This window comes from Phyllobacterium sp. T2-21, from assembly GCF_055378485.1.
Window position 1 is genome coordinate 2697597 of the sequence record NZ_AP027912.1, and the last position, 18600, is coordinate 2716196.

The 18600-nt window shown below is 58.4% G+C and carries 19 protein-coding genes and 1 tRNA gene; 10 read left to right on the top strand and 10 right to left on the bottom strand.

Annotation, left to right across the window (positions count from 1 at the left end):
- Positions 1-110 precede the first annotated feature (110 nt).
- The 3 genes from ACZ5FP_RS13580 to ACZ5FP_RS13590 all read left to right on the top strand — a co-directional run bounded on the left by ACZ5FP_RS13580 (position 111) and on the right by ACZ5FP_RS13590 (position 2102).
- A tRNA-Asn gene (locus ACZ5FP_RS13580) sits at positions 111-185 on the top strand.
- 154 nt (positions 186-339) lie between these two features.
- Positions 340-957: a LysE family transporter gene (locus ACZ5FP_RS13585; protein ID WP_464660712.1), complete on the top strand. Its 618-nt coding sequence runs from the start codon at positions 340-342 to the stop codon at positions 955-957.
- 215 nt (positions 958-1172) lie between these two features.
- Positions 1173-2102, top strand: coding sequence for an alanine--tRNA ligase-related protein (locus tag ACZ5FP_RS13590; protein WP_464660714.1), 930 nt, complete (start codon positions 1173-1175; stop codon positions 2100-2102).
- Positions 2103-2136: 34 nt separating this feature from the next.
- On the opposite strand, the gene ACZ5FP_RS13595 is transcribed toward ACZ5FP_RS13590, so the two are convergent.
- Positions 2137-2397, bottom strand: coding sequence for a DUF982 domain-containing protein (locus ACZ5FP_RS13595; RefSeq protein ID WP_346308472.1), 261 nt, complete (start codon positions 2395-2397; stop codon positions 2137-2139).
- Between the two features lie 118 nt (positions 2398-2515).
- Positions 2516-2716, bottom strand: a complete 201-nt coding sequence (locus ACZ5FP_RS13600) for a hypothetical protein (protein ID WP_464660716.1) — start codon at positions 2714-2716, stop codon at positions 2516-2518.
- Between the two features lie 115 nt (positions 2717-2831).
- On the opposite strand from ACZ5FP_RS13600, the gene ACZ5FP_RS13605 reads away from it, so the two are divergent.
- Entirely contained in the window at positions 2832-3710 is an 879-nt protein-coding gene (locus ACZ5FP_RS13605) for a LysR substrate-binding domain-containing protein (protein WP_463012338.1), read from the top strand.
- Positions 3711-3729: 19 nt separating this feature from the next.
- On the opposite strand, the gene bla is transcribed toward ACZ5FP_RS13605, so the two are convergent.
- Positions 3730-4728: a class A beta-lactamase gene (bla, locus tag ACZ5FP_RS13610; RefSeq protein ID WP_464660718.1), complete on the bottom strand. Its 999-nt coding sequence runs from the start codon at positions 4726-4728 to the stop codon at positions 3730-3732.
- Positions 4729-4926: 198 nt separating this feature from the next.
- On the opposite strand from bla, the gene ACZ5FP_RS13615 reads away from it, so the two are divergent.
- Both ACZ5FP_RS13615 and ACZ5FP_RS13620 read left to right on the top strand, forming a co-directional pair.
- Entirely contained in the window at positions 4927-5181 is a 255-nt protein-coding gene (locus ACZ5FP_RS13615) for a hypothetical protein (RefSeq protein ID WP_464660720.1), read from the top strand.
- Positions 5182-5244: 63 nt separating this feature from the next.
- A complete protein-coding gene (locus ACZ5FP_RS13620) occupies positions 5245-5550 on the top strand; it encodes a DUF6665 family protein (RefSeq protein WP_403175483.1) in 306 nt (101 codons plus the stop codon).
- 33 nt (positions 5551-5583) lie between these two features.
- On the opposite strand, the gene ACZ5FP_RS13625 is transcribed toward ACZ5FP_RS13620, so the two are convergent.
- A complete protein-coding gene (locus ACZ5FP_RS13625; protein ID WP_403175486.1) occupies positions 5584-5832 on the bottom strand; it encodes a DUF2171 domain-containing protein in 249 nt (82 codons plus the stop codon).
- A 189-nt stretch (positions 5833-6021) separates the two neighbouring features.
- Here ACZ5FP_RS13625 and ACZ5FP_RS13630 point away from each other — a divergent pair, with 189 nt between their 5' ends.
- Positions 6022-7512, top strand: a complete 1491-nt coding sequence (locus ACZ5FP_RS13630; protein WP_464660722.1) for an NAD(P)H-hydrate dehydratase — start codon at positions 6022-6024, stop codon at positions 7510-7512.
- Between the two features lie 362 nt (positions 7513-7874).
- Here the strand turns inward: ACZ5FP_RS13630 and ACZ5FP_RS13635 are convergent, their stop codons facing one another.
- From ACZ5FP_RS13635 to ACZ5FP_RS13650, 4 genes are all read right to left on the bottom strand, one after another.
- Positions 7875-8843, bottom strand: a complete 969-nt coding sequence (locus tag ACZ5FP_RS13635; RefSeq protein ID WP_464660724.1) for a Csu type fimbrial protein — start codon at positions 8841-8843, stop codon at positions 7875-7877.
- A complete protein-coding gene (locus ACZ5FP_RS13640) occupies positions 8840-11164 on the bottom strand; it encodes a fimbria/pilus outer membrane usher protein (RefSeq protein ID WP_464660726.1) in 2325 nt (774 codons plus the stop codon). Before ACZ5FP_RS13640 ends, ACZ5FP_RS13635 begins: the two co-directional genes overlap by 4 nt.
- Positions 11165-11237: 73 nt before the next feature.
- Complete coding sequence (locus ACZ5FP_RS13645) at positions 11238-11957, bottom strand: fimbrial biogenesis chaperone (protein ID WP_464660728.1); 720 nt, start codon at positions 11955-11957, stop codon at positions 11238-11240.
- 24 nt (positions 11958-11981) lie between these two features.
- Positions 11982-12488, bottom strand: coding sequence for a Csu type fimbrial protein (locus ACZ5FP_RS13650; RefSeq protein ID WP_464660730.1), 507 nt, complete (start codon positions 12486-12488; stop codon positions 11982-11984).
- Positions 12489-13139: 651 nt separating this feature from the next.
- On the opposite strand from ACZ5FP_RS13650, the gene ACZ5FP_RS13655 reads away from it, so the two are divergent.
- Both ACZ5FP_RS13655 and ACZ5FP_RS13660 read left to right on the top strand, forming a co-directional pair.
- On the top strand, positions 13140-14402 hold the full coding sequence (locus tag ACZ5FP_RS13655) for a class I SAM-dependent methyltransferase (RefSeq protein WP_464660731.1): 1263 nt from the start codon (positions 13140-13142) through the stop codon (positions 14400-14402).
- The gene (locus ACZ5FP_RS13660; protein ID WP_464660733.1) at positions 14399-14761 is read left to right on the top strand and encodes an MmcQ/YjbR family DNA-binding protein; all 363 of its coding nucleotides are present in this window, start codon (positions 14399-14401) and stop codon (positions 14759-14761) included. Before ACZ5FP_RS13655 ends, ACZ5FP_RS13660 begins: the two co-directional genes overlap by 4 nt.
- Here the strand turns inward: ACZ5FP_RS13660 and ACZ5FP_RS13665 are convergent.
- Positions 14751-16727: a bifunctional 2',3'-cyclic-nucleotide 2'-phosphodiesterase/3'-nucleotidase gene (locus tag ACZ5FP_RS13665; RefSeq protein ID WP_464660735.1), complete on the bottom strand. Its 1977-nt coding sequence runs from the start codon at positions 16725-16727 to the stop codon at positions 14751-14753. The two genes, ACZ5FP_RS13660 and ACZ5FP_RS13665, sit on opposite strands and share 11 nt — an antisense overlap.
- A gap of 95 nt (positions 16728-16822) precedes the next feature.
- On the bottom strand, positions 16823-17311 hold the full coding sequence (locus ACZ5FP_RS13670) for an Lrp/AsnC family transcriptional regulator (RefSeq protein WP_223613124.1): 489 nt from the start codon (positions 17309-17311) through the stop codon (positions 16823-16825).
- 157 nt (positions 17312-17468) lie between these two features.
- Here ACZ5FP_RS13670 and ald point away from each other — a divergent pair, with 157 nt between their 5' ends.
- Complete coding sequence (ald, locus tag ACZ5FP_RS13675; RefSeq protein WP_223613123.1) at positions 17469-18584, top strand: alanine dehydrogenase; 1116 nt, start codon at positions 17469-17471, stop codon at positions 18582-18584.
- The last annotated feature ends 16 nt before the right edge of the window (positions 18585-18600 follow it).

Here is an 18600-nt window from a genome sequence, read left to right on the forward strand (position 1 = left end):
GCGGCATGTCATCATTTGTTGTGCACATTAGATGAAAAAAAACGAAATGGTCCTTTGCAAAAGCGAAACCCTTTTGCTATAGGCCACTTCGCTGATGACTGAGTAGCTCTTCCCCGGTAGCTCAGTGGTAGAGCAACCGGCTGTTAACCGGTTGGTCGCTGGTTCGAATCCGGCCCGGGGAGCCAGTCACCTCAAAGGCTTAGCAGCTGACGCTGCTGAGCCTTTTGCTTTTCTGCCTTCCCGCCTGTGGTCATCGTGCGCCAGCGCTGCCAATGCTCTTACAGCCGGAAGCCAATCAGTGCTATGAATAGCCAAGCCAAACATCCCCGTGGAGACATCATGTTCCTGCTCACCGTTGCCGCCATCTGGACCATTGCTGCGCTGACGCCGGGGCCGAATTTCTTCCTGATCGTGCGTTGCACCCTCACCGGTTCGCGTAAGATCGCCATCTCGGCGGCGGCAGGCACCCTCACGGGCACCCTGTGCTGGGGCCTTGCCGGCTGGCTTGGTGTCGGGTCATTGTTCATGGCCGCCCCGATTGCCTATATGGGCCTGAAGATAGCGGGCGGCATCTATCTCCTCTGGCTGGGCCTGCGGCTGCTGTGGCAATTGCGCCAGCCAGCGGGTGACATAACCATCCCCGCGAGCAAGGTCAGGCTGACACCGCTGGGCGCGTGGCGCCTCGGGCTTGCCACGAACCTTGCCAATCCGAAATCAGCGTTGTTTGTCGCCAGCCTGTTTGCCGCCACCATGGCGCCGGGCACGCCATGGACCCACGGTGCAGCGGCCGTCGTGGTGATGGTGACCATATCGGCCATCTGGTATGCAGGCCTGGTTGCAGCGCTCAGCCACCGCACGGTCGCGGGTGCTTATCAACGGGCACGGCGCGCGATCGATGCCTTTGCCGGGGCAATCTTCATTGGCTTCGGCCTGAAGCTGGCACTGTCCGACCGCTGAGCGGAGCACAGCCGGCGGTGAAGCAAAAGACATTGAACTGAACTTCTGTACTTTAGTTGAATTGAAAGTTCGAAATCTCCATGTTAGTCACACGGCTTGGAGATGACATCATGTCTGTTTTTTGCAATCACCACTTTATGCGTCATTGCCACGTGGCTGGCGTGTCTGCTGTTTCCACGATTTGACTGAAACACGGCCAAGCGCGCGCCGGCGGGATGCGCCGACGCCTTGCCCTCCGCCGCAATCCCACCTATCTTTGCCGCGCATCCAAACAAAAGGAGGTTGCCTATGACATCGCGGGACGCCTAATCCGTACCTATCAGGAATTCTGCCGGGTTCGTGGAATTGATTTTTCCCTGAACTTGTCAGTCCGCCCTTTCGACAGCACGACGCTGTTCTGTAGCGCCGGAATGCAACAGTACAAACCACTGTTTCCCGACGTAGCCTTCAAAGGCACATTCGCCAATATCCAGTCCTGCCTGCGGCTGGGAGATCTCGACGAGATCGGCGATGGAACGCATTTTCTCCATTTCAACATGATCGGGCTTTTCTCCTTCCGGCAAATGACGCTGGAAGAAGCCATTGATTTCTGGCTGGATTTTCTGGCCGGTATCGGTGCTTGGCCCGATCATGTCACGATCCACCCGGACAAGATGGCTGAATGGGCACCGTTCTATCGCGGGCGCCTTCCGGTTGTTCCTGATCCGGAATGCCTGTGGAGCGACGGCAATATGCGTAGCTATTGTACCGAGTTCTATAGGCAAGGGGTCGAAATCGGTAACATCGTCAATCCCTTGGGCAGTTGCATTGACGCCGGATTCGGGCTCGAGCGGCTGGATATGCTGATCAACGGCACACCGCGCGCTGCGCCGCAGGCAATCCTGCAGGATGCCATCGGCATGATCATTGCCAGCGCCTACCGGCCGGGCAACAAGGAACAGGGCTACGTCCTGCGCAAGTTGCTGCGCCGCTTGGCAGTGATGGGCGGCTCGCTGGATCACCCGTTCTTCCAGGAGGAACTAATCCGTCAGCAGCGGTTGCAGGAACGATACGTGCAGCTCAAACCAAAACATCCGGACAAGCCGGCACAATGGTGGTTTGACACCCATGGTATTGATATCACCGATATGGAGAGGCGGGATTGACCCGCCTCTTCATTCTGACCGTGAATGGCTGAGGCTAGCGCACCCAGGTGGTGTTCTCCACATAGATATCGGCGTCCATGGTTGCCTGGACGAAAACCGAGCGGGCCATGGCAGGCGAAGCATGGCCTTCCATCGCCTCATTGCAGGCCATCCGGGCGAGCAGGTAAATTCTTCCCCGCTCTCCCGGCCAGTCGCTGGACAAAAACTCAGCCGCTTCCGCGACCGAACCGATGTTCCGCAGCTTGAAGGAATGAAGTGACTCGACAGTCACCGGTTTGAACTGAGCATCTTTCATGGCCTAGAAACGCCGATCATTCAGACTGGTTCCAATCTGAAAAGCGCCTGTGGCAAAATTGCGATGGAGCACCATTCGCTGCGCCTGATCACGACCATGTGCGGGCAATCCCGGCGGGCTAGACGGGCTGGCGGAAATCCAGCCAGCGGTGGTCTCTGTCCGGCTGCTTCAGCCGTGCGCGCATGGCGGGGCTCAGGTCGATATCGCAAAGCAGATGTTCGTTAAGGTCGGCCAGCCGGCCGATGGAGCCGGCTTCCTGCTTTTTCCGCTCGGGCGGCACGCGTGACAGGTTCAGGCCCAGATATCGCACTTCGGTCATTTCAGACTCCTAAAGTCATCAATCTCATTTCTATGTCTGGATAAATAATTGTTTATTTATGGGAGAACCAACGTAAAATACGATGTGAGCCATCAAACCATTTAATGGATAAATCATGTCCTCCCTGCCGCTGCCAGCTATCCGCGTTTTCGACTCCGTTGCCCGTTTGCAAAACTTCACCAAGGCCGCGGAGGAACTGAACATGACCCAGTCGGCGGTGAGCTATCAGATCAAACTGCTGGAGGAATTTGCCGGCGCGCCGTTGTTTCACCGGCATGCCCGTGGGGTTTCATTGACCGGCAAGGGCGAACTGGTCGCGCCGGTCATCCGCCGGTCTCTGGCTGAACTGGGCGAAACGTTCCGCGCGATCCGCGAGGAACAAAACTCCGTCCTGGTCGTCTCTGTCATACACACCTTTGCCAGCAACTGGCTGACCCCGCGCATTGTCGACTTCCAGACCCGGTTTCCCGATATTTCCGTGCGGTTCGACATCACGTCGCGTCTGGTGGATTTTGCCGCCGAAGGGATCGACTGCGGGGTGCGGATGGGTATCGGGCATTGGCCCGGCCTGAAGTCGCATCTGCTGCTTCCCGGCGGCTTCACGCCGCTTGCCAGCCCCGCATACCTTGAAAAATACGGCCGCCCGCAAAAGCCGGCCGATCTGCTCAACTACCACCTGATCACGCCGGACGACGACTGGTGGCAGGTCTGGTTCCGCCAGGCGGGCGTGGAAGGGCCGTTGGTCATGACCAAACCCGGCTTCGGCATCGATACGCAGCAGATCATCGCCAATCTCGCGCTTTCGGGCGGCGGCGTTGCGCTGGTTTCAGTGGGGATATTCAAGACGGAAATCGATTCAGGCCGGCTTGTTCAACTGTTCGACACCTGCGCCTCGACCGGATGGGACTATCATCTCGTTTATCCCGAAGGCCGGCAGCTTTCACCGAAACTGCGTCTGTTCCGCGACTGGATCCTGGAACAGGCGGGCGCCTGATCTCGGTTTCTACCATGCGTCAGTGGTAGGCTTCCGTCACGGCCTGCGCCGCACCGGCGATGATGGCGGAGCGCTGGGTCGGCGTTTCGCGGGAATCGGCGACAAACACGGCGACGGCGATTTTTCCGCCATCGGGCGCCGTCAAAATCCCCACATCGTTCGTTGCGGCATTGACGCCTTTCCATGTCCGGCTCGTACCGGTCTTGTGGGCAACGGACCATCCCGCGCCCGTGCCGGCGCGCAACCGGTCGGGAAATGTCACAGTCTCGCCCATGATGGCCAGAAGCCGCTGTGTCGATCCCGCGGCGAGGAGTTTGCCATTCATCAGGGCGGCAAGAAACGCGGTCATCGCCCGCGGCGTTGCCGTGTCGCGAGGATCCTTCTGATAAGCCTCGAATGCTGCATCCCGCTCGGCCTCGGGAACCGCCTTCATGGCCTTTTGCAGCACTTTCGCATCCACATAATCCGGCTTCCAGCGCAGGCCGACGGTTTCGGTCTGCAGATGCCGTTCGTCGCGATCAATCCGGATGCCCAATATGCCTTTTCCCTCGGCAAACTGATCGACCTTGGCCGGACCGCCAAGCCGTTCGATCAGGATATCCACCGCCGCACTGTCGCTGTCGACAATGGCGCGGCGGACAAGGTCGTCGGCATTGGTTTGAAAGACACCCTCCCTTTCCACGATCTTGGCGAGGGGCTGTACGGATAAGCTCAGGTTTTCCGGTTTGACAACAATCGGTGCCTTGAGGTCTGCAAGCCCCTGATCCGCAGCGTCGAGAACTGCAGCTCCCACGATCAGCTTGACGACGCTTTGCAATGAGAATCGCTCCTCGCCCCGGATACAGACCATCGTGCCGCTCTGGTCCTGCGCGCAAATGCCGACACGCCCATCCTTGCCCTTGACCAGCGCTTCCAGGCGTTGCTTGAGTGCCACCGGATCGGCAATCGCACCCGCATGCGACACGGCCGCGATACCGAATAGACCGACAACGGCGACAAGAAAACCGGCTGATTTCATGATCAGATATCCCTGTTGGGCACTCTTCACAAAAGGATAGTGCCCAAAACGCTCCTTTGGAAAGGCCATGCATGCTTCCCTCATACCGAATGAAGATTACACCAGCGTTGCTGCCACCTTACCGATAAGACAAGGATCATCCTTGCACGACCAGCAGTGGCGCGCTTAACATCAACAGCGGCGGCGTCGGGGAACAGCATGCGGGCAGTGTTGGGATATGGTCTGGTGGCATTGGGTGCCTGTCTTGTCGCGGCGGCCATGTGGATATGGGTGGGCCATGATTATCTGCGCATCGATCCGTTCTGGATCAGCTGGCTCATTTTCACGTGGTTACAGCCAGCAAGCATACCCCAGACCTTTTACGACATCCTTGTCGGCGTGACTGCTTCCGCCGGGATCGCCGCCTATAGCCAAGGCAAGTATCTGTTGCGGTCAGCAAAGACCGTCGAATGACTTGTTTGCACGGGCTTCCTGTGCTGAAATTCCGGGATATGCAAGCAAACCAGATGTTCTGCCATGTCGCTTCGCCCGCCGCAAAACCTGACATCCCATTTTGGGGACAGTGCGCCCAGCGCCCTTGATTATGAAATCATGGGTGAAATGGCGGCATCGCTGGGTCGAGCCGGTGAGAAAGTCGAACAGACATTGGCACAACTGGCCGCTGCCGCCATGCCGGAACGGGATATGCGGTTAAGGGCAGCGGCACGGGCCGTTCACGCCTACTTTATCCAGCGCGAACTGTGCGGCTTGAGGAATCACGATGCGGCTATCGTGGATTACAATATTCCGCGCGCCGTGCTGATACGGCTCGGCGCGAGTTGATCCCTGAAAACATCGCCGGAAACGGCCTGTTTCCTACTTACCTGAGGATTCTTCCTCAAACATGACGGCGACATCGGCATTCGCCGACAGCCGCACCTTGTTGCCCTCGACCTCGGCAACGAGCGCTGTCGAGATATAATGATGATGGCCCCTGTGAGAGCCCTCGCCGCTGTCCTTTTTCGTCAGCTTGATACGGGCACCGTCCACGTGATCGACTGTTCCGACATGGACACCATCGGCGCCGATGACTTCCATATGTTCCTTGATGCGTGTTGCAGGCATGATCTTCTCCAATGTTTGCCAAGCAGAAACGCATGAAACAGGCTTTGGATGCATCGGCGGACAAGAATTGTCGATCAGCGTCCCGCCCGTCACCGCATCCCGGCAAGCACGGGAATTGCCGCTTGTGTCCCGCCCGGCAGGCCCCTACCATTTCACGGAAAAACGCATATCGGGAAAGCATTGTTCGACATGACTGATGAAATTCTCACCCCGGTGGAAATGGGCGAGGCCGACCGGTTGACCATCGCCGGGGGATCGATCGACGGATACCGGCTGATGCTGCGGGCGGGTTATGCCGTCGCGCGCCACGTACTGGACCACCACGGCGATGCACCGGCCTTTCACGTTCTGTGCGGTCCGGGCAACAATGGCGGCGACGGCTATGTCGTTGCCAGCCTTCTGGCTGAAAGCGGCGGCAATGTTCATGTGTGGAGTGACGACAAGCCGCGCGCCCATTCCGACGCTGCAAGCGCCCGGCGCGATTGCAGCATCGAACCGGCCGCACTTTCCGGCTTCAAACCGGGGGCCGGCAGCGTCGTCATCGACGCATTGTTCGGGGCAGGATTGAACAAGCCCTTGGCCGGCAAGGCCGCCGCCGCTGTCGAACGGAGCAATGCGGCGGCTGTCACGCGCATCGCCATCGATGTGCCTTCCGGCCTTGACGGGGCGACGGGCATGGCACTTGGCGCGGTATTCGAGGCCGATTGCACCATCACATTCTTTCGCAAGAAACCGGCCCATCTGCTTTATCCGGGACGCAGCCTGTGCGGCCGCATTGTCGTCGCCGATATCGGCATCCGTGACGACGTTCTGTCGATGATCAGGCCCGCCTGTTTCGAGAACACGCCGGACTATTGGCGCGCGCTGCTGCCCTCGCCCGGCGTGGAAACGCACAAATACACGCGCGGCCACGTCGCCGTGTTTTCCGGGGGTGCGACGGCGACAGGCGCGTCGCGGCTTTCCGCGCTGGCAGCCGCGCGCAGTGGCGCGGGTGCCGTTACCCTGCTCTCTCCGGCGGAATCCCTTGCCGTCAATGCGGCACATCTGACGTCGATCATGCTGAGCCGCTGCGAAACCGACCGCGAGCTGCGCGCATTCCTGAGCAAACGCAAACCTTCGGCCATGGTGCTCGGCCCCGGCTTTGGCATAGGCGCCCGCGCACGGGACATTGCGCTCCTGCTGCTCAAGGAGGAGCTCCATCTGGTGTTGGATGCCGACGCGATCACCTCATTCGAAGACAACAGCGCTGCGCTTTTCGCCTCGGCGCATGGCACCCAGGACACCCGGCTTGTGCTGACGCCGCATGAAGGAGAGTTCCGGAGGCTGTTCCCCGGGATCGGCGACGGGAATACACTGTCAAAGCTCGAACGCGCCCGCGCCGCCGCCAGGCAGGCCCATGCGGTCATCGTCTACAAGGGTGCCGACACCGTCATCGCCGCGCCGGACGGCCGGGCCGTCATCAACAGCAATGGCACCCCGCTTTTGGCAACCGCCGGATCGGGTGACGTGCTTTCGGGTGTAACGGCGGGCCTGATGGCACAAGGCATGCCGCCTTTCGAGGCAGCCTGCGCGGCGGTCCATGTCCACGCGGCGGCAGCCAACGACCTTGGTTTCGGCCTGATTGCCGAGGATCTTCCCGCAGCTGTCGCAAAAGTGATCGGACAATTGCATCGCATTTGACGGCAAGCCGCCTGCGCATGAGACACTCTTGAGCGCTCGCGTTACCGGCACGCAGACCATTCGCCAGGTTTTTTAAATTTCCGGTTTGAATTAACCCTGTCTTTACCTTGATGGAGCACCTTGAGTTCAAGCGCGATTTTGTACTGCGTACGCGCTTCCTTAATTTACGGGCGTCATTATTCTGTCGCAATGTCAGGGTAGTGCTTCTCGTGTAGCGAATAGCTTGTTTCCATTTTTGACCACGGATGTACTGGCACTGGTGTTGAGGCAAGTTTAGGAAGGTCGGGTAGCTCCCGGCCTTTTGCTTTTTCAGAACTCTTTTTCTTTTCCGCGATCCCATCAAATACTGCGATGGTTGCGATCTAATACGTGACCGTCACAATGATCGTATCGCTGTAAGTACCCGGCGACGGCGTGGCTTGCGGCGGGACCCGGCCATAGACAGTGATACCCTGCGCTGTTCCATCGCCGGTGCGCGCAACCGTATTGGTCGGTATTGTATTTCCCCATGGCACAGTTCGATTTGAATCCTGGTAGAGACCATAGGTAATCGATTGCGCGCCATTGACCATCTTGCGGGCCGTTGGGCTTGTTCCTGTGTTGCCGAGGCTGAGCGAAACCGAGTACGGCACCGTTGGCGTGCAGGTTACGCGCACCTGGCCTGTCTGATCGATATTCGCATTCAACAATCCATTGGGACCAAAGTCGATATTCTGCGCCGTCACTGCGCAGTCATTGGCAAGCGTAATCTGCACCGTGAACGCTGGAGGAGACGCTGTTGCGCCCGAAGCCGTGGTGCAGCCGTTGCCATCATCATAGCGGTAATTGAACGTCGCATTCGCTCCGGTGAAGGTTGAGGTGTAGGGTCCGGCCGGCGCCGTTGCCTGATTGGCCAGCACCTGGCCGTACAACGTAATTGTTGTCGAGCCGCTGCCGAGCAAAGGACCGAGAATCGTCGTGAAGGCGACAAGAAATCCGGGCGGCCGCGCCGCATAGGGCCAGGTTGCCGAGCCCCAGACGATGGAGCGGGCGGCATCCTGATACAGCTGGTAATTGAGCGAATTCGCACCATTCACCATGATGCGTGCACTTGCCGTTGCGCCGCCGCTGCCTTCATTGAGGTTCGGGCAAATCAGCACTTTCTGGCCAAGGGAAAGCAGGCCCGAACAATTCGCCGTCACGGATGTCATGCTGTTGATTGCACTTCCCGGAATGGTGCTTCCGGCAAAAACCATGCTGGGAACGGAGAAGGAGCAGGTTTGCCCCCAAGCGGTGCCTGGCAGGAGTACAGATCCGACAAGCCAGATGAAGCAGACCAGCCAGTTTCTCATGAGCACACCACCTTGCCTAGCTTCACCTGCGTTCCCGGCTGCGGCCGGTAGGAGAACTGCGCCTTGCAACTGCGTCCATCCAGAAGATCGACGCTGATGCTGTTCCGGGCCCGCAGCTTGTCGATAAAGGCTTCACCGTCGTAACCGATGACAAATTCATCCGGTGAACCGTCCAGATGCCCGCGCAGCCCCGCCTCCAGCGGCTTGCCGCCGCTATCGACCAGATCAACGACGGCCGAAGCCGATGTCTTGCTGACATGGAAATCCACCACAACGCCGCTGCGGTCGGCGGGCACGATGATGTTGCGTGTCGATCCGATGCTGGCATCGACCGGCAGATTTTTGGGGTCGATGGCAACCGTATTGGGCTCGTAGGAATTCAGGTCCGGCACCAGGATTTTGCCGCTGCGATTGGTCTTGCCGACCGGCCGGTTTTCCGACAGGACCTCGACATCCGGTGCGCCGACATCGACCACGGCAAAGGCATCGTTGATGCGGTTGGTGGCGAATACGCCGCCGGCAGCCGCGGCAAGTGCACCGTCAATCTGGACGCTCGCGCGGGTATTGCCATCGAACTGTTCGACATCCCCCTGTACCCGTGCATAGCGTCCGCGATAGCTCGCGGAGGCCAACCGGTCAGGATTATTGCCTTCCCGTGTCCTCAGCCGCCAGCCGTAGCTGCCCTCTTCAAGCTGCTCCGATTTGGCGACATCGACAACGCCGGAGACGCCATCCGCAGTCTGCTCGACGCCGGTTGAAACCGTGATGTTGTTGTCAAAGGGGATCGTCAGTCCGGCAAAGACGCCAAAACTGTCGCTGTTTTCCAGATCGGTAAAGGCCGTCGCATAGAATGAACTGTTCTTGAAAATCGACTGGGTATAGGAGGCTCCGACGATGCGGTTCCGATCGCCATTGGCCGATTCAATCTGCGTGAAGGACAGATTGAGATTGGAACGGTCGAACGGCCCCGGCCCCGACACGGTCACCTGGGCCAGCGAGCGCGGCACACGCGGGCTGAAAATCGCAACGCCTGTCGGATCGAAAACCGCCAGTTGCCGCGTATCGGCAGAAACCGAGGCGACATCGTCATAATTGCCGAAAGCCTGCTGCATCCGGGCGAAAACCGTATAGCTGTGATAGCTGAGTTCCACCGAGCCGTTGACAAGAAAGCCCGTGTCGCCGGCATGACTGCTGCCGGCAACAGCCAGCGAACTGACACCATAGCCGCCGATGGGAAACGCCATGCCGACGCCGCCATTCAGCAGATCGACACCGCCTTCAAAATGCCCTTCCAGCGTCAGCCAGTCGGTAACACCGTAGCGGGCCGTGGCAAACCCCATCGCGTCGCCGACATAATCATCGGATTCCGTACCGAAATTCCGCCGCGGAAAACCCGCTTCGGCAGAAAAATCCAGCAGTCCCTTCTGCAGCAGCAAATTGGACGAATAGAACGGCAAGGTGGTCTTTGTCTCGCGGCCTAGTGTATCGCGTACCACCACCTGTGCCTGTCCCGCGCCGGTAAACACCGGAAAATTCGTCACCTGAAACGGACCCGACGGTACCGTACCGCTATAGGTCTTGACGTTCTGGGTGTAGACCTCGAGCGTCGAGGGAACCGCGGCAGATCCGGATATGACCGGTATCGGGATGGTGACCAGATCCGAACGCAGATGGAAATTGCGCTGCACCTGCAGGCCGCCCAGATAGACCGGCCGCGTCCACTGCAGACCGCCGGAAATGAAATCACCCGCCCGGTAGGTGATCAGCCGCTCCGCGTCGGAGTAGGTGTAGGTCGTGTTGAGACGCTTGAAACCCTGAAAATCCGTGTCGCTCGCACTTGATGTGAAGGATTGCGTCAGCGTGCCGAACGGGCTGAAAAAGCGGGCATCGAAACCGCCGGAAATGCCCTGAAACGGCTTTGCATTGCCCTTGAACAGATTGTCGCTGCTGGCAAAGAGCGAGTAATTCAGGACTGCACCGTAACTGGATTGCGGCTTGGGACGGTCCTCGTCGGATTTTGGATTGAGATCAACCACTTTGGCCGCGCGCGCATTGTCGTCGGTGGTGATGTAAAGCCGCTGATTTTCCGCATCGACGCGATACTGGACATTCGGCAGGCGATCAACCCGGATCGGGCCATCCGCGGCCTTCGCTTTGGCCACCGGCTTCAGTCCCACATCCGTCAGTTCCTGCGGGCTTACCGAGAGGCCTCCATCCTCCAGCTGGTGGAAGGCGCCGACCAGACCGGTCGGCTCATCATTGATGAAGACCTCGAGATAGAGATCCTGGGAGATACCGGGCTGTGGCGCGGTCTGCCCCACGTCTTGAGCATTGGTTTCCTGTGCCCGTCCAGAGGTAAGAATACACGGGCCTATGCAGAGTGCCACAACAAGACTAGCGGCCGCTGACCGCAACGTTGACATCAAGCGGTCCAGAATCGCTTTGCGCCTTCATGGAAACAGCACCGGATGACACGGACTTGCCACCGCCAACCGGCCATTCCATGGAAGCGCCGCCCAGGACATAACCAACCAACCCCTTCCTCGTCGCGATTTCACGGCCGTTTTGGATCAATTGCAGCTCGGAGAGGCGCAGTCGCGTATCGCCATTGTTGCGGGCGGCAAGGACAAGCCCGTTGCCGGAGCGCTTGATTGTCCAGGCCACTTTCGGCGCGGAAGCATCGGGTCCCTTGAAGAACACCGGAATGGAATAGCGCACGACCAGAGTGACCGTGCCGGACTTGCGGCGGGCAGGATCGGGCAATTCATCCACGATGACCCGGTAGCTTTCTTCCCGCGTGACCGGCTTTTTACTGACCCGGATAACCCGCACGAGATAATCCTTGTTGGCGGACAAAGCCGTCGATGGCGGACTGACCACCACATCGTTGGTGGGTTCGAGCTGCTCGACGCCATTTGTCTGCGTCCAGCGAAAGACCCGTATCTGCACGTTGATCGGCCGTTTTGCCTCGTTTGTCAGCGTCAGCACGGCCGCGCTTCCCGGCGCTATCATTTCCAGATTAGTCGGGGCCACACGCAGCGAAGTCGCTGTGGCGCTGCCGCAAAACAGCATAAGGAGCCCCATCGCTCCTATGCCTTTAAGCATGGATCGCATCCTGTCCACCTCCATATGTTATTCTCAGTAAGTGACCGTCACCGTGATCGTATCGGTGTAGGCGCCTGGCGCCGGTGTTGTCTGGACGGGAACCCGCCCATAAACCGTATAGGATTGCGCCGCGCCGCTACCTGACGCTGAAACCGTATCGGTACCGACGGTCTGCCCCCACACGGTGGTTCTGTTGGTATCGGAATAGAGGGTATAGTTGACCAGCGCGCCGCCGGTCCCCGTCATCTTGCGCGAAGCGACCGTGGCACCGGTGCCCAACCCGGCACTCAACCCGATATTGTACGGCGTCGTGTTGGTACACTGTACGGAAAGCGTGGTGGACGCATCGTCATTCGCCGCGATCACACCCACGGCAGTGAAGGTCAATGTGGTGGCACTGACAAAAACACAGGATGCCTGAATGGTGATCTGGACCGTGAAACTTCCGGTTGCCGTGGCGGCCAATGCCGGACTGGAAAGGCCAAGCAAAGCGGCCAGCCCGACTGTCGTGAAATTGCGCACCGAATATCCGAAACTCATTCATCCTCCTCAAGGTTTGCTTGCCGCTAGCAGGCACCTCCGATTCTCTATAAATGACTCAGTAGCTCTCAACCCCATAATACTTAAGTATTACATCTTTAAAAGAACTTATCGAACAGTCGACAACATTGCTCGTCTTTCGCAGCATCTGTCGCAATTTGTACTATCATGCAAAAAGCGACACTTTATTTCCAAAAAACTGTGATTTTACGTTGCATCAAAAGATTATGTTTATTCATTGATAAAATTACATATTTCCGTCTATTGCATTTTATTTCACTATCGAAGTAATTTCTTATGAATACAGCAAGCAACAAATGTACATGATATATTCTGCAACATAAGCGTCATGATATTTTCATTTCCCGCGTCATCATTGCGGTCGCGCATCGCGAAATGATTGTCTTGACGGTGAAATCGATAGAATCAAAATTACCCGGAAATTTACTTTTGGTGACCCAGATGAACACGCGTGTTCTGCTGCCGTCGCAGTTCACCGGCTGAAATGATCCATCGCCGGCAATGCGGGACGTCGGCGTAAAACTCCGTTTCGCCGCCCAATTGCAGCGCTATACTGCATCGTGATGAATTGCTCTTGAACATTTGTTTTTTGGCGGCAAAGATTGCGCCGGAAGCATGAAAGACCGCGACATGGCACAGCAAGGAATACCCACGTCATCCGACCCTCTGGCACAGCTGAAATGGCTGACACCGGAAAATGTCGGCGCGGCGCTCAAGGGCCTGCCTTTGAAGGTTCAGGCCGCTCTGAGAGCCGCAGCGCACCTCCCCCGCGGCACGCTGACCATCACCACCCCCGACCAACGGGTGTTCAAGGTGGGCGGCAAAGGCTCCGGTCCCGATGCGGCATTGGTGCTGCACAACTGGAATTTGCCGCGCCGGGCCTTTTCGGCCGGAACGATCGGCGTGGCGGAATCCTATATGGACGGCGACTGGGAAAGCCCCGATGTGACCACGTTCCTTGAGCTGTTTGTCATCAACCAGCAAATCGGCGAACACATTGCCGGCGGAGCGAACTGGTTCGCCAATACCGTGCAGAGATTGCGTCACTGGCTGAACGAGAACACGCGCTCGCGCTCACGCAAGAATATCTCTGCGCACTACGATCTCGGCAACGCCTTCTATCGCGAATGGCTGGACCCGACGATGACCTATTCCTCCGCATTGTTTGCCGAAGGCGCCAATGACCTTGAAAGCGGGCAGACCGCGAAGTATCGCGCGCTTGCCCGCAATATCGGCATTACCAGGGACAGCAGGGTGCTCGAGATCGGCTGTGGCTGGGGCGGTTTTGCCGAGTTTGCGGCACGCGAGATCGGCGCCCGCGTCACTGGTCTGACCATCAGCCGCGAACAGTTCGATTTTGCGACGGAACGGATGCGCAAGGCCGGACTTTCCGACCGGGTTGAAATCAAGTTCCAGGACTACCGCGACGAGACCGGCCAATACGATCATATCGCCTCGATCGAAATGTTCGAGGCCGTCGGCGAGAAATACTGGCCGGTCTTTTTCGGCAAGGTGAAGGAATGCCTCGCCCCCGGCGGCAGTGCCGGCATGCAGATCATCACGATCAACGAGAACTCGTTCGAACGTTATCGCAAGCGTCCCGATTTCATCCAGCGCTATGTATTTCCCGGCGGCATGCTGCCGACACCGGCCCGTTTAAAGACGCTTGGCAAGGATTTCGGCCTCAACCTCTATCGCGAGACCATCTTTCCGCAGGATTATGCCCGCACGCTGGCCGAATGGCGCGCGCGCTTCTGGGACTCATGGGACAAACTCAAGCATCTTGGCTTCGACGTCCGTTTCAAAAAGCTTTGGGAGTTTTACCTCTTCTATTGCGAAGCGGGTTTCAGATCGGAATATATCGACGTACGACAGGTGTTTTACAGATCATGACAGAGATCTCGCTCAATGAAATTTTCGAGCGCATCTGGGCGCTGGCGGATGCGTTGCACCTGCCGGAACTGACCCAGGGCACCCACCACGGCACACCGTCGCTGAAAACCAGGAATGCGTTCCTGGGGCGGCTCCGGGACGTGGACACATTCGCCATCCATTGTCCGCTGGAGGAAAAGCCGCTCCTGATGGAAAGCGCGCCGAACATCTATTTCGAGACCGATCATTACAAGGGCTGGCCCTATATTCTGATCCATCTCGATACCATTTCCGATGCGGAACTTGCGCACCGCATCCGGCTCGCCTGGCTGGCAAAAGCGCCAGCCAAGCTCAAAAGGCTTGTCGAATCTACAGCGTGATGCGGTAGCGGGTGAAACCGTTTTCCCCGTCGCCCGCATCCTCGATTTTGACAGCTTTCACATCGGCAAGGAAATTCTTGCCCTTCGGACCGGATTCGAACACCACTGAGGCACCCTTTACCGGAGCGAATTTCCAGTTATCATCAGCCGACGGGTTGATGGTTTTCTGGTCGATGATGTAGCGCACGATCACGTCGCGATTGGTGTCAGGCGCAACGAAGATGACCTTGCTCTCGTTGATGCCGGGGAAATTGCCGCCGCCCCCTGCCCGGTAGTTATTTGTCACCACGACAAATTTCTGCGCCGGATCAATCGGTTTTCCATCGAAGGTCAGGTTGACGATGCGGTTGCTCTGCGCATGTGCGAGTTCACCCTTCGCGCCATATTTCGCCGGCTGCGACAAATCGATCTGATAGGACACGCCGTCGATGACGTCGAAATTATAAGAGGGGAAACTTGTGTCGATCAGCGGCTGGTCGGGCTTGCCCGGCTCGATGGTCTTGAAAATGCCCGATGACATTTCCAGCCATTCCTTCACATCCGCCCCGGTGATGGCAACCGCACGCACCGTGTTGGGGTAGAGGTAGAGATCGGAAACATTCTTGATGGCGATATCGCCGGCCGGCACATCCGTATAATAGTCGGCACCGCCGCGGCCGCCCGCCTTGAAGGGTGCGGCTGCGGACAGCACCGGCCAATCCTTCCACTGCGTGTCCTTGAGCATGTCCTTGATGTACCAGGTCTGCGCATTGGAGACGATCTGCACCGACGGATCATCGGCGACCAGCGCAAAATAGGAATAGAGCGGTGCGGACGTCTTGCCTACCGGACGGCGGACATAGGCGAGCGTTGCCTCATGGTCGGCCTTCGCGGCTTCCAGAACGTCCGGACGGCTTTCGACCAGCGGCTTGACCGCCTTTTCAACACGCTCGTAGATCGGGCGCGCCTCGGTGGTGAAATCGGCAACCTTCCATTTGTCGCCATCACGCTCGAGCAGAAGGTCGATCAGCCCCATATGCGAGCCCCAGAAACCGGCCATGACGGCGGGCTTGCCCTGCAGCGTCCCCTTCTTGACGTCGACGCCCTCAATACCGGCAAAGTCCTTCGGATCAGGGAAGACCAGATGCTGGTGCCCGGTGACGACGGCATCGATGCCGTCAACGCCCGCCACATAGAGCGAGGCATTTTCCATGCCGCTGCTCTGCCCCGCCGCAATGCCGGAATGCGACAGCGCAACGATGATATCGGCGCCCTCGGCTTTCATCTTCGGCACCCAGGCTTTGGCGGCCTCGACGATATCGCGCGTCACAACCTTGCCCTTGAGGTTCTGCGCATCCCACAGCGTGATCTGCGGCGGAACAAAGCCGATAAACCCGACCTTCACAGGCAGTTTCTGCCCGGCTCCGTCGGCAATCTCGTACTGCTTGATCAGGTAAGGCTTCATGTAGAGCGGATCGTCGGTTGGCGTTGCCGCCAGTTCGCCCTTGACCAGATTGGCGCAGACATAGGGATATCCGGCCCCCGCCAGAACCTTGTCCATGTAATCGAGACCGTAATTGAACTCGTGATTGCCCAGCGTTCCCACTTCGTAGCCGATGGTGTTCATCGCCTTGATGATCGGATGGACGTCGCCGGCCTTCATACCCTTTTCATAGGCGATGTAATCCCCCATCGGATTGCCCTGCAGGAAATCGCCATTGTCCACGACAATCGAATTGGTCGATTCGGCGCGGATTTTTGCGATGATCGATGCCGTGCGGGCGAGCCCCATCGTGTCGTTCGCCTTGTCGGCGTAGTAGTCATAGGGGTAGACGTTCACATGCAGATCGGTGGTCGCCACGATGCGCAGATGCGCCTGCGAAGCCGCTGCCATGGCCGAAAACGGGTGGAGGATTGCCACGGCCCCGGCTGCGGCCGTGCTTGCCAGGAAGGAACGGCGGGTGAGAGCGGAAGACGATTCTTGCATGACGAGGCTCCAGGGCAAGGGATGATGAGCGGCTTTTTAGCGGGCGAGGATCACCGAATTATGATGAGTTTGTCACGGCCTTTCGCGGTCAGCAATCAGCTTCCGGCGATTTCAATGAGCGCGGTCTCGACACCGAGACCGGTGCGGTCCGCCACCTCGCGCAAGGCAAAGGACGAATTGATCTTGGTGACGTGCGGCATCGCCGAAAGCCAGAACTTGTGGATCCGTTCGTAATCCTCGAGATCCTTGGCCGCAATGCGCAGGAGATAATCGTACTCGCCCGACATGAGGTAGCAGACCAGCACATTGGGGCAGCGGCGCACAGCCGTCTCGAATTCGCGCAATTGTTTGTCGGCCTGGCCCGAGAGGGATATATTGACGATCACCGTAACCGGGTGACCGAGCATCTTGTTGGAGAGACGTGCGTGGTAGCCGCGGATGACACCCGTCTTCTCCAGAATATCCAAGCGGCGTGAACAGGCGGACTGTGACAGCCCGACCTTTTCCGCCAGCGTTGCATTCGACATGCGGCCGTCCTTTTGCAGGCAATCAAGGATAGCGATATCAATCCTGTCCAGCGACATTGTTCGATCTTTCTTCGACAAAGAACCAATTTGGCGCAAGAGTATTCGAAAAATTGCATGCCGTCGATATTGCTTAGCAAGGACATGCGAAGCGATTCATGATGTCATACGCACCGCAAAAGGGAACTTTGAACAGACTCTAGAGGAGGAGGCGCAAATGCGTGTAGGCTGCCCGAAAGAAATCAAAAACCATGAATATCGCGTCGGTCTCACTCCGGGGGCCGTACGCGAATACATCGCCCACGGCCATACGGTCATTATCCAGTCCGGAGCTGGAGCAGGAATAGGCGCCGACGACGGAGCCTATCAGGCGGCTGGCGCCAAGATCGTCAAAACCGCCGAAGAAGTCTTTCAGCAATCGGACATGATTGTGAAAGTGAAGGAGCCCCAGCCGTCCGAATGGGCGCAGCTGCGCGAAGGCCAGCTCCTCTACACCTATCTCCACCTCGCCCCCGATCCCGAACAGACCAAAGGCCTGCTGGCTTCCGGCGTCACGGCCATTGCCTATGAAACCGTCACGGATGATCGCGGCGGCCTGCCGCTGCTCGCGCCCATGTCGGAAGTGGCCGGACGTCTTGCCATTCAGGCAGGCGCCACAGCGCTGCAGAAAGCCAATGGCGGACGCGGCGTGCTGCTTGGCGGCGTGCCCGGCGTTCTGCCCGGCAAGGTCACCATCATCGGCGGCGGTGTTGTCGGCATCAATGCGGCACAGATGGCTGCCGGTCTCGGCGCCGACGTGACCATTCTCGATCGCTCGATCCCGCGCCTGCGCCAGCTCGACGATCTGTTCCATGGCCGCATCCACACCCGCTATTCCACCATCGAAGCGCTCGACGAGGAAGTGTTCTCCGCCGATATCGTTGTGGGCGCGGTCCTCATCCCCGGCGCGGCGGCCCCCAAACTGGTCACCCGCGAAATGCTGTCCGGCATGAAAAAGGGCGCCGTGATCGTCGATGTCGCCATCGATCAGGGTGGATGCTTCGAAACATCCCATGCCACGACGCATTCCGAGCCGACCTACGAAGTCGACGGCATCATCCACTATTGCGTGGCCAACATGCCGGGCGCAGTCCCGGTCACCTCGGCGCATGCGCTGAACAACGCCACGCTGCAATATGGACTGCAGCTGGCTGACCGCGGCGTCAAGGCATTGGTCGACAATCCGCATCTGCGCAACGGTCTGAACGTTCACAAGGGCCGCATCACCAACCAGGCCGTCGCCGAAGCGCTTGGCCTCGAAATGGTGGAAGCCAAGGCTGTTCTGGCTGCGTGAAGCCTGAATCGCACAA